17 protein-coding genes are annotated in these 15,493 nt (G+C 69.5%); 9 read left to right on the top strand and 8 right to left on the bottom strand.

The genetic code is table 11. The annotated features are described in order from the left end of the window. Window positions 1-81: 81 nt before the first annotated feature. The 3 genes from ACFVDO_RS19130 to ACFVDO_RS19120 all read right to left on the bottom strand — a co-directional run bounded on the left by ACFVDO_RS19130 (window position 82) and on the right by ACFVDO_RS19120 (window position 3,167). Complete coding sequence (locus ACFVDO_RS19130; protein ID WP_378860039.1) at window positions 82-1,827, bottom strand: ATP-binding protein; 1,746 nt, start codon at window positions 1,825-1,827, stop codon at window positions 82-84. Between the two features lie 18 nt (window positions 1,828-1,845). Beyond that, entirely contained in the window at window positions 1,846-2,538 is a 693-nt protein-coding gene (locus ACFVDO_RS19125; RefSeq protein WP_236125319.1) for a response regulator transcription factor, read from the bottom strand. 77 nt (window positions 2,539-2,615) lie between these two features. After that, window positions 2,616-3,167, bottom strand: a complete 552-nt coding sequence (locus ACFVDO_RS19120; RefSeq protein WP_378860038.1) for a TetR/AcrR family transcriptional regulator — start codon at window positions 3,165-3,167, stop codon at window positions 2,616-2,618. A gap of 62 nt (window positions 3,168-3,229) precedes the next feature. Between ACFVDO_RS19120 and ACFVDO_RS19115 the strand changes: the two genes are divergently transcribed. Genes ACFVDO_RS19115 through ACFVDO_RS19100 form a run of 4 tightly spaced genes read left to right on the top strand, consistent with a single transcriptional unit; the run spans window position 3,230 to window position 6,153 of the window. Continuing rightward, the gene (locus tag ACFVDO_RS19115) at window positions 3,230-3,646 is read left to right on the top strand and encodes a hypothetical protein (RefSeq protein ID WP_378860037.1); all 417 of its coding nucleotides are present in this window, start codon (window positions 3,230-3,232) and stop codon (window positions 3,644-3,646) included. 30 nt (window positions 3,647-3,676) lie between these two features. Next, the gene (locus tag ACFVDO_RS19110; protein ID WP_378860036.1) at window positions 3,677-4,867 is read left to right on the top strand and encodes an FAD-dependent monooxygenase; all 1,191 of its coding nucleotides are present in this window, start codon (window positions 3,677-3,679) and stop codon (window positions 4,865-4,867) included. A gap of 7 nt (window positions 4,868-4,874) precedes the next feature. Next, window positions 4,875-6,005, top strand: coding sequence for a CPBP family intramembrane glutamic endopeptidase (locus ACFVDO_RS19105; RefSeq protein WP_378860035.1), 1,131 nt, complete (start codon window positions 4,875-4,877; stop codon window positions 6,003-6,005). A gap of 10 nt (window positions 6,006-6,015) precedes the next feature. Beyond that, window positions 6,016-6,153 carry a hypothetical protein gene (locus ACFVDO_RS19100; RefSeq protein WP_378860034.1) on the top strand — a complete coding sequence of 46 codons (138 nt, stop codon included), beginning with the start codon at window positions 6,016-6,018 and terminating at the stop codon, window positions 6,151-6,153. On the opposite strand, the gene ACFVDO_RS19095 is transcribed toward ACFVDO_RS19100, so the two are convergent. The 3 genes from ACFVDO_RS19095 to ACFVDO_RS19085 are packed head-to-tail and all read right to left on the bottom strand — an operon-like array spanning window position 6,150 to window position 9,830. Continuing rightward, window positions 6,150-7,793, bottom strand: a complete 1,644-nt coding sequence (locus tag ACFVDO_RS19095) for a DNA repair helicase XPB (RefSeq protein WP_378860033.1) — start codon at window positions 7,791-7,793, stop codon at window positions 6,150-6,152. The genes ACFVDO_RS19100 and ACFVDO_RS19095 overlap by 4 nt on opposite strands. Before the next feature lie 25 nt (window positions 7,794-7,818). Continuing rightward, on the bottom strand, window positions 7,819-9,513 hold the full coding sequence (locus tag ACFVDO_RS19090) for a helicase-associated domain-containing protein (RefSeq protein ID WP_378860032.1): 1,695 nt from the start codon (window positions 9,511-9,513) through the stop codon (window positions 7,819-7,821). A gap of 11 nt (window positions 9,514-9,524) precedes the next feature. Continuing rightward, window positions 9,525-9,830 (bottom strand): multidrug ABC transporter ATPase, encoded by a 306-nt coding sequence (locus ACFVDO_RS19085; protein WP_378860031.1) that lies wholly within the window; start codon window positions 9,828-9,830, stop codon window positions 9,525-9,527. 111 nt (window positions 9,831-9,941) lie between these two features. Here ACFVDO_RS19085 and ACFVDO_RS19080 point away from each other — a divergent pair, with 111 nt between their 5' ends. Together ACFVDO_RS19080 and ACFVDO_RS19075 are read left to right on the top strand one after the other, a co-directional pair. Further along, window positions 9,942-10,322, top strand: a complete 381-nt coding sequence (locus ACFVDO_RS19080; protein ID WP_378860030.1) for a cold-shock protein — start codon at window positions 9,942-9,944, stop codon at window positions 10,320-10,322. Then, window positions 10,306-10,839 carry a DUF3027 domain-containing protein gene (locus ACFVDO_RS19075; protein WP_378860029.1) on the top strand — a complete coding sequence of 178 codons (534 nt, stop codon included), beginning with the start codon at window positions 10,306-10,308 and terminating at the stop codon, window positions 10,837-10,839. Before ACFVDO_RS19080 ends, ACFVDO_RS19075 begins: the two co-directional genes overlap by 17 nt. 248 nt (window positions 10,840-11,087) lie before the next feature. Here ACFVDO_RS19075 and serC read toward each other — a convergent pair whose 3' ends face one another. Beyond that, window positions 11,088-12,200, bottom strand: a complete 1,113-nt coding sequence (gene serC / locus ACFVDO_RS19070; protein WP_378859763.1) for a phosphoserine transaminase — start codon at window positions 12,198-12,200, stop codon at window positions 11,088-11,090. A 100-nt stretch (window positions 12,201-12,300) separates the two neighbouring features. Between serC and ACFVDO_RS19065 the strand changes: the two genes are divergently transcribed. From ACFVDO_RS19065 to ACFVDO_RS19055, 3 genes are all read left to right on the top strand, one after another. Continuing rightward, the gene (locus ACFVDO_RS19065) at window positions 12,301-13,002 is read left to right on the top strand and encodes a metal-dependent transcriptional regulator (protein WP_378859762.1); all 702 of its coding nucleotides are present in this window, start codon (window positions 12,301-12,303) and stop codon (window positions 13,000-13,002) included. A 350-nt stretch (window positions 13,003-13,352) separates the two neighbouring features. After that, on the top strand, window positions 13,353-14,072 hold the full coding sequence (locus tag ACFVDO_RS19060) for a M23 family metallopeptidase (RefSeq protein ID WP_378859764.1): 720 nt from the start codon (window positions 13,353-13,355) through the stop codon (window positions 14,070-14,072). A 308-nt stretch (window positions 14,073-14,380) separates the two neighbouring features. After that, a complete protein-coding gene (locus tag ACFVDO_RS19055) occupies window positions 14,381-14,878 on the top strand; it encodes an HNH endonuclease (protein WP_378859761.1) in 498 nt (165 codons plus the stop codon). An 8-nt stretch (window positions 14,879-14,886) separates the two neighbouring features. Here ACFVDO_RS19055 and ACFVDO_RS19050 read toward each other — a convergent pair whose 3' ends face one another. Beyond that, a complete protein-coding gene (locus ACFVDO_RS19050) occupies window positions 14,887-15,246 on the bottom strand; it encodes a hypothetical protein (RefSeq protein WP_378859760.1) in 360 nt (119 codons plus the stop codon). Window positions 15,247-15,493 lie beyond the last annotated feature (247 nt).

The following is a 15,493-nucleotide window of genomic DNA, read 5'->3' as shown; positions in this document are numbered from 1 at the left end:
GCGGCGCGCACCGGACGATGCCGGATTTCCGGTCTCCGGGACAGAGCGGGGCGAAACCCGATTGGGGAGGGAGAGTGGCGCTCAGAGGTCCAGAGGCTCGATCGGCTGGGTCTCCTCGAGCAGGTGCTCGGGCGTCGCGCTGGCCGGCGCCAGGGGCAGGGCGACGATGAAGGTCGCGCCGCCGCCGGGCGTCTCCTCGACGTGCACCGAGCCGTTCAGCGCCTCGACGATCGACGAGACGATCGCCAGGCCGAGGCCGGAACCACCCGTCTCCCTGGCGCGCGACGTGTCGGCGCGCCAGAACCGCTGGAAGATCTGGTCCCGGATCTGAGGGGGCACCCCTTCGCCGTGGTCGGCGATCGCTATCGTGCCGATACCGCGCAGCCTGTCAACGCCGACGATGATCTCGATCGGGCTGTCCTCGGGTGAGAACCGTCGGGCGTTGCCGAGCAGGTTGGTCACCACCTGCCGCACCTTGTTCTCGTCGCCGAGCACGATCGGAGGCGTGCGCACCGGGATGTCGAGCGTCTCGTGGAAATCGATCTGCGGAACGACCTCTGCACGGGGACGACGCCGCAGGCGCGCGAGCGCCGCACCGGTCAGCCCGCGCGTGCCCGTGCCGCGCGTCGTGGCGTCCTTCGTCTTGGCCGGTTTCTGCGCATCGGGGGCAGGCGTCGTGGGCTCGAGCGGTGGCGCAGCAGGCGCAGCGGGCAGATCCACCGTGGTGTCGACGACCGTCACGGTGCGTCCGGGGGCCGTGACCCGCATGTCGAGCGCGGCATCGCGGGCGATCGGACGCAGGTCGAGCGGCACGATCTCCAGTGAGCGGCCGGAGTCCTCGTCCAGGCGTGCGAGCGCGAGCAGGTCCTCGACCATCGCACCCATGCGGATGGCCTCCTTCTCGATGCGCTCCATCGCCCTGGCGACATCCTCGTCACCGCGGATGGCTCCCATCCGGTACAGCTCGGCGTAGCCGCGCACGCTGACAAGGGGCGTGCGCAGCTCATGACTGGCGTCGCCGATGAAACGGCGCATGTGCTGCACCGTGCGGTCCCGCTGCGCGATCGCGCCGTCGACACGGTCGAGCATCGTGTTGATCGCGGAGTTGAGCCTGCCGACCTCCGTGGTCGGCTCCAGGTCGGTGAGGCGCTGACTGAGGTCCCCGGCGGCGATCGACATCGCCGTGGACTCCACCTGACCGAGGCGTCGGAAGGTCAGCGTCACCAGACCGCGGGTGAGCAGCGCGGCGATCAGGATGGTCACCAGCGCGACCGTCGTGTACACGCCGAAGTACGTGGCCACGATCCGGTCCGCCTCGTCGAGGGGGAGCGCGACGATCTGCACATAGGTGACCGAGGCGCCGACCGCTGCCTGGGTCGCCGCGGCGGCGCTGAACGCCCCGCCGTCCTCGCCCCGCAGCGGGATCACCTGGTCGGAGGCGGATTGCGCCTCTGCCAGCGTGTAGGTCTCAGGGAACATCGGCCGCTCAGCGCCGGGCTGGCCGCCGGCCTCGGCGACCTTCTTGCCCGTCGTGTCGTAGAAGGCGGCGAAGTAGTCGGCGCGCGAGACCGCGCCGTCGCGCGGTGTGAAGGCAGCCTTGCCGCCCTCGTTGGTGACCACGAAGAACCGGTCGGCCTGACTGGTGGAGACCAGTCCCGGCAGCTGCGCGTTGATGTTGCCGATCATCGCGTTGCGCAGGATCGGGACGGTGCCGATCCCGGCGACGAGAAGCCCCAGGGCGAGCACCGCGACGGTGACGCCGGTCACCTTGGCGCGCAGACTGATACGCCGCCACCAGGAGGTGACGGCATCAGATCTGTGCGCCATGGGGTGCTCCGGGCCGGATCAGACGGTCTTGCCGACCTTGAGCATGTACCCGAAGCCGCGCTTGGTCTGGATCAGCGACTCCTCCGTGTGCGGGTCGATCTTGCGGCGCAGATAGGAGATGTAGCTCTCCACGATGCCGGCGTCGCCGTTGAAGTCGTACTCCCAGACGTGGTCGAGGATCTGGGCCTTCGACAGCACGCGGTTGGGGTTGAGCATCAGGTACTTCAGCAGCTTGAACTCGGTCGGGCTCAGCTCGATCGGGACCTTGCCGACGAACACGTCGTGGGTGTCCTGATCCATGGACAGCTCGCCGGCGCGGATGACGGACTCCTCATCGGCCTGCATGGTGCGGCGCAGGATGGCCTGCGCCCTGGCCACGATCTCGTCCAGGCTGAACGGCTTGGTGACGTAGTCGTCGCCGCCGGCGTTCAGGCCCTCGATCTTGTCCTGGGTGTCGTCCTTCGCGGTGAGGAACAGGATGGGCGCGGTGAATCCGGCACCGCGCAGCCGCTTGGTGACGCTGAAGCCGTTCATGTCGGGCAGCATCACATCGAGGATGATGAGGTCCGGTTCCTCTTCGAGGACCGCGGAGATGGTGGCCGCCCCGTTGGCGACGGTCTTCACCTGGAAACCGGCGAAGCTGAGACCCGTGGAGAGCAGGTCGCGGATGTTCGGCTCGTCGTCGACGACCAGGATGCGCGCATCAGTCATGCCCCCATTATGGTGACTCCACCCATGCCGTGTCTGATTGTGTGCGGATCGGCGGTGATCAGCCGAGGGAATCCTGGTCACCTCGGAGGCAGTGAGGCGCGCACCACCAGCTCGACGGCGGGGCGGATCGGCGCGTCGGGTGCCACGGTGAGACGGTTCACGATGATGCCTGCGCTCGTGGCGAGAAGGGCGCGGGCGGCGAGGGTGGGGTCGGTCGCGCCGAGCAGCGCGAGACGATCGCGGGTCCAGTTCTCGAACATCGATCGCTGATCGCGCATCGAGGGTCGCGCCCCCGGGGCGTTCGCGGTCTCGAAGAACAGCGCGTATCGTGCCCGGGTTCGCCCAGCCTCGCGTCCGGTGACGTCCTCGAGCATGCGCGTCAGCACGTCGATGAGCTCGTCCGGGGTCTGCACCGGATCCATGGCGGCGGTGAGGTCCGCGCGCTCGCGTTCCGCGATCCACACCAGGACGCCGGCGATCAACGCGTCGCGGGTGCGGAACCAGTTCGACGTGGACCCCTTCGGCAGCCCGGCGGCCGCGTCGACGCGGCCGTGGGTGAGCGCCCGCACGCCCTGCTCGCCGACGAGACGGACTGCCGCGTCGAGGGCGCGTTCGCGGGTCGTAGCCATTCGGTGAGCATAACACTATATTCATAGTACCCATCGCACTATGAACGTAGTACAGTGTGCGCATGGGATACATCGTGCTCGTCGCCTGGATCATCCAGGCCTCCGTCGGGGTGTCGCTGCTCGTCTCGTGGGCGCGGTACGCGAAGGGCCGCAACGCCGGCCTTGTGCTGACCCATGCCGCGGCGATGATCGCCTTCGCCGCGCTCTGGATCGTCTTCATCGTGACCGGCGCGCCCGTGTGGGCGTGGGTGGGCTTCGTCGTGCTCGTGCTGTTCATCGGACTCGGGGACGCGACGATGGTGCGGCGGGCGCGCACAGTGCTGGGGGAGTCCCGCCCGGGGATGGGCGACTACATCCCGGCTGCGCGAGTGTCGCTCGCCGGTCGCCTCGGCGGGCGCACGAGGTTCCACATGCTGTTCTCGGCGCTCGTCTTCTTCCCGTGTCTCGTCGTGTGCATCATCGCCACGGCGGGCGGGTAGCGCGGGTTCCGACGAGGTCAGGAGGCCATCATGCGTGGGCGTCGCGCGATCGTGATCGGGGCAGGGCTGGGCGGACTCGCGGCGGCGGCGGCGCTGCGTCGCCGGGGCTGGGCCGTGCACATGTACGAGAAGGGACCATGGCCGGGCTCGGCGGGTGCAGGACTGGCGATGATGCCGAACGCGCTGCGAGCGCTGGATGCCTTCGGCGCGGGCGACACCGTGCGAGGCCTCGCCGCGATCCAGGGCGACGGCGGTCTGCGCCGAGCAGACGGGCGCTACCTGGCGCGAACCAGCGCCGCGGCCGTGCAGGCGCGGTTCGGCGATCCGATGGTGGTGCTGGAGCGCACTCGGCTGGCGGCCATCCTGCGCGCCGCCGCCGCCGATGTCCCGCTGCGCGCAGACACGCCGGCCGCCGTGCTCCACGCAGGTGACGCAGAGCACCCCGCTGTCGTCCGAACCGCCGAAGGCGATGAAGAGGCCGAACTGGTGGTGGCGGCGGACGGGGTGCACTCCGCTGCTCGTGGCGTGCTCTTCCCCGACCACCCGGGGACGAGTTCGACCGGATGGACCGCCTGGCGGTTCATCGTCGCCGCCTCCGTCGCTGTGCAGGCCGGGGAGACCTGGGGCGGTGCGGGAGTGGTGGGGCTGGTTCCGCTGGCCGATGACCGCACCTACTTCTATGCCGCCGCCGTCGCCCCTGCCGGCGAGCGCGCCGCAGATGATGAACGAGCGGAGCTGCTGCGGCGCTTCGGGCACTGGCACGCACCGATCCGGCAGCTCATCGAGTCGGCCGTGCCCGCCTCGGTCCTGCGCGGTGACATCGCCGAACTGGCCGCGCCGCTGACCACGCTGCATCGGGGCAGGGTCGCGCTGCTCGGGGATGCCGCGCATCCCATGGCTCCGTTCCTCGGGCAGGGGGCGTGCCAGGCGATCGAAGACGCCGTCGTACTCGCCGACGCACTGGACGGCCCGGACGGGCTGGTCGGCTACACCGCTGCGCGTCACCCCCGAACCACGGACATCGTCCGGCGCTCTCACCGGATGGGAACCCTGGCGCTGCTGCGCAGTCCGGTCGCGAGGGCGCTGCGGGACACCTTTCTCAGGACCGTGGGCAGCCTCTCATCGGACACCGCGATCCGTCAGCTGATCCCGGTCGTCGACTGGCGGCCACCGACGGGCGACGGAGCGATGGTCAGCGGGGTCCAGCCTGATCCGCGATGATCGAAGCATGCTCCCCTCGGACGACACCGCTCCCGGTTCCGCGTCGACGCCGTTCCCGCCTCCGCCTCCGCCCGCTCCGCGGGTTCCCGCCGGGGCGGCTGTCCCGCCGGTGTGGACGGCTGCGGTCGCAGTACCTGTCCCGCAGGCGCCGTCCGCGCCTGCTCCGATCGTCGAGATCATCGAGGACGCCTCCGACGTCGAATACCACCGCCTGAACCTCGCACGCGGTCGCGAGCCGCGCTGGTGGCGTCCGATCCTGGTCGGGCTGCTCGGACTCGCGCTGTACATCGGCATGATCATCGTGCTCGTCGTCCCGTTCGCCGTGATGGCGGCATTCGTCCCCGAGGTCATGCAGGCGTTCACCAAGGTCGCCGCCAGCGGCGGCATGGATCTGACCGACCCGGTGACCTTCGTGGTCGCGATGCTGTCGATCATCCTGCTGCTGCCCGCGCTGCTGATCGCCTCTCGGATCGTCTCCGGGCGCGGCCTCGGGCTGCTGTCCTCAGTGACGGGCCGACTGCGCTGGGGATGGATGCTGCGCTGTCTCGGCATCGCCGCCGCAGTCTTCGCCCTGCAGACGAGCATCTCGATGGGGGTGTCACTGGCCCAGGGCGAGGACCTCTTCGTCACCGGCGTCACCGTGCAGCCCTGGCTGATGCTGCTGCTGGTGATCCTGCTCGTGCCGCTCCAGTCCGCGACCGAGGAGTATGTCTTCCGCGGATTCCTCATGCAGGCCGTGGGGTCGTGGCTGAAGCATCCGGCGTTCGCGATCCTGCTGCCCCTGCCGCTGTTCGTCTTCGGGCACCTCTACGACGTGTGGGGCATGCTCAGCGTCGCGGCATTCGCGCTCGCCGCGGGTTGGCTGACCTGGCGCACCGGCGGTCTTGAGGCCGGTATCGCGCTGCACGTGGTCAACAATGTGAGCATCTTCGTGCTGTCGTCGTTCGGGCTGGCCGATGCGAACTCGTCCGGGGGCGGACCGGTCGACCTGCTCGTCTCGGTGCTCGTGCTGGGGGTGACTGTGGCGGCCGTCGAATGGATGCAGCGGCGCACGCCGATCGCGCGCACCCGCACCGTGCGCCGGGCCGTGCTCGCGCCGCTCCCGGTTCCGCCCGCTGCGGCGCCGTCACAGGGGTAGCATCCGGAACATGGACGAGGACGAGGATGGCGGCGACGCGGCCTGCTGGCTCGCCCAGGTGTGCCCGGAATGCGGCGCCCTGCTCGACGACCTCGCCGCGCCGTGCTGGCGGTGCGGGCTGAAGCCCGGCGAGGAGCCCCGCGCTTAGGCCGCCTGCAGGTCGGTGGCGTCCATGATCGTGTAGCTGTAGCCCTGCTCGGCGAGGAAGCGCTGCCGGTTCTGGGCGTAGTCCTGATCGACGGTGTCGCGCGCGACCAGCGTGTAGAAGCTCGCGGTGTGGTCGGTCTGCTTCGGGCGCAGCAGGCGGCCGAGACGCTGAGCCTCCTCCTGCCGTGAGCCGAACGAGCCAGACACCTGGATCGCGACCGACGCCTCCGGCAGGTCGACGGAGAAGTTCGCGACCTTCGAGACGACCAGCACCTTGATCTCGCCGGTGCGGAACTGCTGGTAAAGCACCTCGCGCTCGTCCACCGGGGTCGCCCCGGTGATCTGCGGGGCGCCGAGGGCATCGGCCAGCACGTCGAGCTGGTCGAGGTACTGACCGATCACCAGCACCTGCTCATCGGGGTGCTTCTCGATCAGCTCCTTCACCGCGCGGATCTTGGCCGGAGCGGATGCCGCCAGACGGTAGCGCTCGTCGTCGGTGGCCGCGGCGTACTCCAGCCGGTCGCCCGGCGGCAGGTCGACGCGCACCTCGTAGCAGGCGGCAGGGGAGATGAAGCCCTGCGCCTCGATCTGCTTCCACGGCGCGTCGAACCGCTTCGGTCCGATCAGGCTGAAGACGTCGCCCTCGCGGCCGTCCTCGCGCACCAGGGTGGCGGTCAGGCCGATGCGGCGGCGAGCCTGCAGGTCGGCGGTGAGCTTGAACACCGGGGCGGGAAGCAGGTGCACCTCGTCGTAGACGATCAGGCCCCAGTCCATGGCGTCCAGCAGCGCGAGGTGCGCGTACTGGCCCTTCCGCTTCGCGGTGAGGATCTGGTACGTCGCGATCGTGACCGGCTTGACCTCCTTGGCCTGGCCGGAGTACTCGCCGATCTCCTCGGGGGTGAGCGAGGTGCGCTTGAGCAGTTCGTCTCGCCACTGCCGCGCGGAGACCGTGTTGGTCACGAGGATCAGAGTGGTGGTCTTCGTGGCCGCCATCGCTCCGGCGCCCACGATCGTCTTACCCGCACCACAGGGCAGCACGACGACGCCGGAGCCGTCCTTCGAGAAGGCGTCGACCGCGTCGTGCTGATACGGCCGCATGGCCCAGCCGTCCTCATCGAGGTCGATCTCGTGCGGGGTGCCGGGGGTGTAGCCGGCGAGGTCCTCGGCCGGCCATCCGATCTTCAGCAGCTCCTGCTTGATCTGGCCGCGCGCCCATGCATCCACGACGAACGTGTCGGGAGCGGGGTGGCCGATCAGCAGGGGCTGGATGCGCTTGTTGCCCGCCACCTGGGTGAGCACAGCCGGGTCGGTGGAGCGCAGGATGAGCGTGCCCTCGTCGTCGCGCTCGATGACGAGTCGGCCGTACCGGTTCACTGTCTCGCGCAGATCGACGGCCACGGACGGCGGCACCGGGAAGCGCGACCAGCGATCGAGTGTGTCGATCATGTCCTCGGCGGAATGGCCTGCCGCGCGGGCGTTCCACAGGCCCAGCCGGGTGATCCGGTAGGTGTGGATGTGCTCGGGCGCCCGCTCCAGCTCGGCGAAGATCGCGAGCTCGTGCCGTGCGGACTCGGCATCGGCATGCGCGACCTCCAGCAGCACGGTGCGGTCGCTTTGGACGATGAGAGGGCCGTCAGACATAGCTGTCCAGTCTACCGGTCGCGCGTCACCCGGGCGTCGGCACGTCGGCGAGGCGCACGGCGCGGATGCTGCGCACCGGCAGCGTGCGCTCCACATCGGCGCCGCGGTCCAGACCGCGCAGGCGGCCGCCGCCGAGACCGGTGGCCTCGAGCAGCAGCTCGCGGGTCGAGCCGTCCGGCATCCCGACGTCGACGATCAGCAGGGCCTTCGCGCGCACGGCCGCTTCGAGCTCGCGGTCCAGCCATGCGGCATCTGCGTCCGGCCCCTGCCGCTCGCGCAGCCTCGCGATCAGGGCGTCGTAGGACGGGAGGGCGGCGACTGCAGGCTCGATGGGCGGCGTGCGACGCATGGAGATCGCGCTGCCCTCGGCGTCGACCAGCGTCGCGGGGTAGCGGGCATCCACCATCGCCCAGTACACGGTCTCGGCGCTGACGCGCGAGACCAGCATGCCGTCCTCGGCCGTGAGGCCGAGCGGGCGCAGGCCGCGGTCGATGCCGATCGCCTCGACCAGATGGGGATCGCTGCTTGTCACGACGGTTCCGCCATCCGATGCCCAGACACGAACGAGACCGTGCCGCTGTGCGGTCTGGGCCACGAGGTACGCCAGCGGCTGCGGCAGACCGGTGAGTGAGAGCGCGGCGAGGAACTCCAGGATGGATGCCTCGGTCTCGCCCTCGATGAGGGCCCGGTTCACCGACTCCGCGGTGAACCGGTAGGACGAGGACTGCGCGGAGTCGCGCTCGGCCATACCGCGCAGGCGCACCTCGAGCCCCGGCTGCAGCGGACCAGGGGCGATCGCGGTCAGATCGTTCTGCAGGAAGACCTTGTCGACCTCGGCAGGCACCAGACCCTCGAGCGCCGTGGTGTCCGCTGCCCTGCCGAGCCGCAGGGCCGCGGCCCATTCCGGCTCCGATCCGTTCCCCGCGATCAGGCCGAGCAGCTGCGCCCGACGTTGCAGACCGGCCTCGCGGTCCGGCCATGACGGGTCCCAGGGATAGCCCTGCGCCCAGGCTGCCGGCGGCAGCCAGCCGGCACCGTCTCGGATGCCGGTGGGCAGCGTATCGCGGAATGCGGTCGCCAGCCGTGCCCAGCGTTCGGCGAAGGGCAGGCCGAGCCAAGCATCCGATCCGGTCGTCACCTGCACTCGGCGCTCGCTCGTTCCGAGCAGGCCGGCATCCTGAGCGATCGTGCGCAGATCGTCCGCGTCGTGCTCGATGCCGGCCTCGGCGAGCCGCTTCTTCTCGCCGGCGGCGAGCGATCCGGTGGCGAGCAGCGCCAGCGGAACCTCGCGCGCCACCAGCAGCATGTCCGCGACGCGGGACGCGGTGGTGAACGCCTGCTCGGCGACGGGTGCGGCGTCGCGGGCGGAGGCGGGTGCCGGGGGCTGCTCGTCCGCAGCATCCGGCAGCGTGCGTCCGTCCAGCTGCTCCGCGACAGGTACGGGGACGGCGCCGGTCGGGTCCTGCAGCGCGAGCGCGGTCAGATGGGGCAGTGGCGCGGATCCGCCGCCTGCCGCGCGCAGCAGGGCAGCGGCATCCGGGCGGGGGAGCGCGATCAGCGCCCGCTCGATCGAGGCCGGCTCGTACAGCGCCTCGGCAGCATCGAAGAAGTCCTGCCAGGGGGCATCCGCCTTGACGCCGCGGGCCAGGAACAGCGTGCTCAGCTCGTCAGCACTCGCCGCAGCCAGCCTGACGGCCAGTGGACGCGCATGAGTGCTCATGTCGAAGCGCCCTATGACCGCTTCGCCGCGCGTCCTCGGCGGATCATGCTCATGACCAGCAGCGTGATGATCAGCACGAAGGCGATGGGCAGGCCATACAACGGCAGTCCTGCGATGATCGGCCAGGCCCCGTGCGCGAACGCATCCTGCTTCATGCCGGAGGCCGTGCCGATGATGATCGCGAAGAAGCACAGCACGGATGCTGCGGCAAGACCGAGCGCGGTGTACGCGAGCACCTTGTCGATCGTGCGCACCGGGAGGTCGGGCACTTCGCCCGTCGGCTTGCTGTCGTCCGGCCTTCTCCGCTGCGCACTCATCCTTCTCAGACTAGTCCCTGCCCGCGGCCCTGGCCGCGCTCACCCGGTAGGCTGGAGACGTCGCGCACCCGCGCGACGTCTTCGTTTCTCTCAGCAGAAGAGGTTGTTCGCATGCCCACCGGCAAGGTCAGGTTCTACGACGACGAGAAGGGGTTCGGCTTCATCTCCACCGATGACGGCCAGGACGTCTTCCTGCACGCCTCTGCCCTGCCCGCGGGGGCGGCCGTGAAATCCGGCTCCAGGGTGGAGTTCGGCGTCGCCGACGGCAAGCGCGGTCTGCAGGCGCTCTCGGTGCGCGTGCTGGACGCCCCGCCGAGCCTGGCCAAGGCGAAGCGCAAGCCGGCCGATGACATGGCGATCATCGTCGAGGACCTCGTGAAGCTGCTCGACGGCATCGGCGGCGATCTGCGTCATGGCCGTTACCCCTCGTCCGCTCAGGGTCGCAAGATCGCGGCCGTGCTCCGCAAGGTCGCTGATGACCTCGACGCCTGAGACCCTGGCCACCGCATCCCGTGAGCTGGCGATCGCCGCGCTGCACGAGATCACCGCTCCCGCGACCGTCGGACCGGCCGCAGGCTACTCCGCCGAGGACGACGGTGCCGTCTCGCTGCGTTTCGAGAACCGCCTCCCCGGATACCCGGGCTGGTACTGGACCGTGACCGTCGCGCAGTTGGACGATGCAGAGCCCACCGTGCTCGAGGTCGAGCTGCTGCCGGGCGATGGCGCACTGCTCGCACCGGACTGGGTGCCGTGGGCCGAGCGTCTCGCCGAGTACCGTGCGCACCAGGCCGAGCTGGCCGAGCAGGCCGCCGCTGAAGGGGCCGAAGAGGGTGCTGCGGACGAGGAGCTCGACGTGGACGAGCTCGATGCCGAGGACGACGATCTCGATGCCGAGGAAGCCGACATCCTGCACGCCGGTGACCTGGACGGCGTCGACATCGACGAGCTCGACGAGGACACCGACGTCGACGGTGATGCCGATGATGAGGCATCCGACGAAGAAGAGTAGACGGAATCCCGTACGAACGCCGAGACCCCGCCTGATTCGCGAATCAGGCGGGGTCTCGGTGTTGTGAAGGGCGTCCGCGTGGCGCACCGTTCATCGGCGTTCGCGCTGCTTCTCTCTGCTTGCGCTGCAGGCCTTTGCGCCGAACCTGGCACGCGCTGCACTTCTCTGCTTGCGCGGCGCCGTTTCGCGCCGCGCAGGCGGGGGAGAGCAGCGCGAACGGGCCGCCGGCGCATGAGAACCGGCGACGCTCAGCCGGCGGTGTGCTCCAGCACGTGGTCGATCGAGCGGGTCAGCTGTCGGACGTCGTCGGGCTCGATCGAGACGAACGTCGCGATGCGCAGCTGGTTGCGGCCGAGCTTGCGGTAGGGCTCGGTGTCTACGATGCCGTTCGCGCGCAGCTCCTTCGCGACGGCAGCCGCGTCGACGCTGTCGTCGAAGTCGATCGTGACGACGACCTGCGAGCGGTCAGCCGGGTCGGCGACGAAGGGGGTCGCCACAGGCGATGCGGCGGCCCAGTCATAGAGGATGCCGGAGGACTCCGCCGTCCGGGATGCCGCCCAGGAGAGCCCGCCGTTCTCGAGCATCCATCGCAGCTGGCTGTCGAGCAGATGCAGCGTCGTCAGCGCCGGAGTGTTCAGCGTCTGATTCAGACGGGAGTTGTCCACCGCGTTCTTGAGACTGAGGAACTCGGGGATGTAGCGGTCTCCGGCGGCGACGCGTTCGATGCGCTCGATCGCGGCCGGCGACGCCGCGGCCAGCCACAGGCCGCCGTCGGAGGCGAAGTTCTTCTGCGGGGCGAAGTAGTAGATGTCGGTCTCGGCGATGTCGACGTCGATTCCGCCCGCGGCGCTCGTCGCGTCGACGACGGTCAGTGCTCCCTCGGCGGCGACACGACGCACCGGCGCGGCGACACCCGTCGAGGTCTCGTTGTGCGGCCAGGCGTAGACGTCGACGCCCTCGACGACCTCGGCATCGACACGCGAGCCGGGCTCGGCCTTGCGCACGTCGGGGGCCTGCAGCCAGGGGGCCGCTGCCGCCTTGGCGAACTTGCCGCCGAACTCTCCGAACACGAGGTTCTGCGCACGGTTCTCGATCAGGCCGAAGGCCGCGGCATCCCAGAACGCGGTCGATCCGCCGTTGCCGAGGAGGATCTCGTACCCCTCGGGCAGACGGAACAGCGTCGCCAGCTGCTCGCGCACGCTGCCGACCAGGTTCTTCACCGGCGCCTGCCGGTGCGAAGTGCCCAGTAGAGATGCACCGACCTCGGCCAGGGCGGCCACATGCTCGGGACGCACCTTCGAGGGACCGCAGCCGAAGCGGCCGTCGACGGGCAGGAGTTCTCGGGGGATCTCGATCGCCATGGATCGATTGTAGGTGCGGTGGCGATCCGCCCCCGACCCTGTGACGCCCGGTGTCGGACCTGGAATGTAGGCTTGCCTAAGAAGACTTCGGAGGGATTCCATGGCCGACCTGATCGACACCACCGAGATGTACCTGCGCACCATCCTCGAACTCGAGGAGGAGAACATCGTTCCGCTGCGCGCGCGCATCTCCGAACGCCTCGGGCACTCCGGGCCCACGGTGTCGCAGACCGTCGGCCGCATGGAGCGCGACGGTCTGGTGGTCGTGTCCGAGGACCGCACTCTCGAGCTGACGGATGCCGGGCGCCGCAAGGCGGTCGATGTCATGCGCAAGCACCGCCTCGCCGAGCGCCTGCTCTCGGACGTGATCGGCCTGGACTGGGCGTTCGTGCACGACGAGGCCTGCCGATGGGAGCACGTGATGAGCGAGCAGGTCGAGCGCCGCCTGGTCGAGCTGCTCGGCCATCCCACCGAGTCGCCCTACGGCAACCCCATTCCCGGGCTCGATCAGCTCGGCGACGTCCCCGCGCGCACCTTCGACGAGGGCGTCATCGGTCTGGTCAAGAAGCTGGATGCCGCCGGCGCGCCGATCGACGGCACCGTGCGACGCCTCGCCGAGCCCGCGCAGGTCGACCCCGAGCTGCTCGAGCAGCTGCGCGACGCGGGCGTCGTGCCCGGTGCTCGCGGCGACTACCGCTACAACGAGGGGTATGTGCTGATCCGCATGGAGGGCCAGGACGAAGGGCTGGAGCTGCCTGTCGAGCTGGCCTCGCACATCTTCCTGGTCGGAGACCCTGCTTGATCCGGGTCGCCCCGCGTGACCTTCGACCTTCATCCTGGGGATTGCCAGGTTCGCAGGGTGACAGAATCGTTATCTTCCGGTAACGTCGTTCGGGTCGTCGGCGAAGAAGCCCGCCGGCGACTGACGTGAAGATTGCCTCCCGGGCTCGTCGTCTTCGCGGAGAACGCACAACGTGCCGCAATATTTGCGTGCGCGACTGACGACTTGCTGACGAGCCTGCGCTCACCCGAAGCGCGGAGGCGCAGGAGGACCACCTTTTGGCCGCAGACATCGAGAAGCCCGATACGACATCTGAACAGCGCACCTCCGCCAAGCGCGGAGCGAAGCCCAGGACTCGGAACGTGAAGCCGATGCGAACCGTGGCGATCTTCGCCGCGGTCGGCGCCCTTGTGGCCGCCGTCGCCCTCCCGGCGTACGCGGCGTCATCCACGCCCACCACGGCATCGGCCACGTCGCTGCGCCAGGCCGCAGTCGACGACGCCCAGTCGCTCGTGGTGGCTTCGGAGGCCACCGCCGCTCCGATCGCGCGGGGCAACTACTCCGCGACGACCCCGGACGAGATCGCGAAGAAGAAGGCCGAGGAGGCAGCCAAGAATCGCGCTGCCGCGGCCGCTCGTGTGGCGTCGACAGGCAGCAGCGTGAGCAGCGGCGACCTGCAGCTCGTCGCCGCGGGCTCGGGCGCGGTGCGCTATCCGCTGCCGGCCGGCTCGTACACCGTCAGCCGCACGCTCAGCAGCAGCCACAACGGCGCCGACATGGCCGGGCCCGCAGGCACGCCGATCTTCGCGGCCACCGCCGGTCGTGTGCGCATCTCGAGCGAGAGCTACTACGGCTACGGCGTCGCCGTCGTCATCGACGGCGTCGTGGGCGGGAAGCGCGTCTCCACCCTGTACGCGCACATGATCAACGGCTCGCGTGCGGTGCAGACCGGCCAGACGGTCAGCGCGGGGCAGTTCATCGGCAAGCGCGGAAACACGGGCCGCTCCTACGGCTCGCACCTGCACTTCGAGGTGGAGATCAACGGATCGCTCGTCGAGCCGATCGCCTGGCTGCGCGCCAACGCCGGCTAAGCGCCGACACGCCCCCGCGCGTTCACCGCGATTTCGTCCGGGCGTGTCGCGCATGGGTTAGCCTGAACCCGTCGTCGTACTGACGGGAGAAGCCGATGGATCAGAAGCCGAGCATCCGCACCATGGATGCGCTTGGCCGTCTGGTGCTCCGGCATCGTCCGCACGGATGCCTCGGTTCCGCCGAGCGCGAAGGGCGCTGTCTCTGAGACGGCGCCCTTTTTCGTCCTCCTGGGGTCGCCTGCTGTCTGTACGACGTCGTGTGAGTCGAGAGTGCCGGGAAGCCATCCCGGCGGATCGAGAGGATGACGATGCGCACACTGGTACTGAACGCCGGATACGAGCCGCTCGCGGTGGTCTCGTTCAAGAGAGCCCTTGTCCTGGTCATGAACGACAAGGCGACGGTCATCGAACGCGTGGAGGACGACCCCGTCTGGGCGTCCCACGGCTTCTACGATCGTCCAGCGGTCATCATTCTGTCCAGATACGTTCGCGTGCCCCTGTCGCGTCGCGTGCCCGTCACGAGACGAGGTGTGCTGCGTCGGGACAGCCACCGGTGCGGGTACTGCGGCAAGACTGCGTCGACCATCGATCACGTGATGCCACGCTCGCGCGGGGGAGCGGACTCCTGGGAGAACCTGGTGGCCTGCTGCCTGCGCTGCAACAACGTCAAGAGCGACCGGACTCCCCAGGAGATGGGCTGGGAACTGCGCAGCACGCCGCGTCCGCCACATGGCACGGCGTGGACCGTGCGCGGCACCGAGCGGAGTGATCCGTGCTGGGAGCCGTACTTGGCGCTCGCGGCGTGATCTGCAGGTCAGTCGAGGATGAAGTAGTTGAGCACCAGACCGGTGGCGCCGAGCAGGATGCCGAGACTCGACATGATCAGCACAGCCCTGGAACCCGGCGCACCCGCCTTGATGTCGCCGCGGTTCTGAGCGATGGTGGTGATCCCCACGACCACGCCGACGAATCCCGCGATCATCGGGAAGAGCAGGAACGACACGGCACCGGCGACCAGCGAGATGATGCTGTAGGTGCGGGGGCTGGTCTGCTTCTTCGCCGCGGGAAGAACAGGGGAGCCCCCCTGGTACGGAGAGGACGCCGGAGACGTCGGCCCGGGAGCGGGAGGCGGGGCGTAAGGGGGCTGGCCGGATGCGCCTGCAGGGTCGGTCATCGTCGTCGAATCCTCAAGGTCGTTGCCCGCTCGGGGGTGCGGGCTGATAAGGACGAACATAGCGGATCGATCCGGTGCATAATGACGGCTCGTCCACGGCGGCGAGACCGAGCGGTTTCGATGCGAAGGAGCAGACTTCGCGTTCGTGCCCTCGCGTCCCCACCGTGCCCTCGCGTCCCCATCGCGCCCTCCACGCGCCGCGGGATGCAGGCAGGTCGCGTTGTGCGGAAGGGCGACGCGCGTAGCC

Source organism: Microbacterium sp. NPDC057741 (assembly GCF_042798735.1).
GTDB lineage: Bacteria > Actinomycetota > Actinomycetes > Actinomycetales > Microbacteriaceae > Microbacterium.
This window is presented reverse-complemented; position numbering and strand designations above follow the sequence as displayed.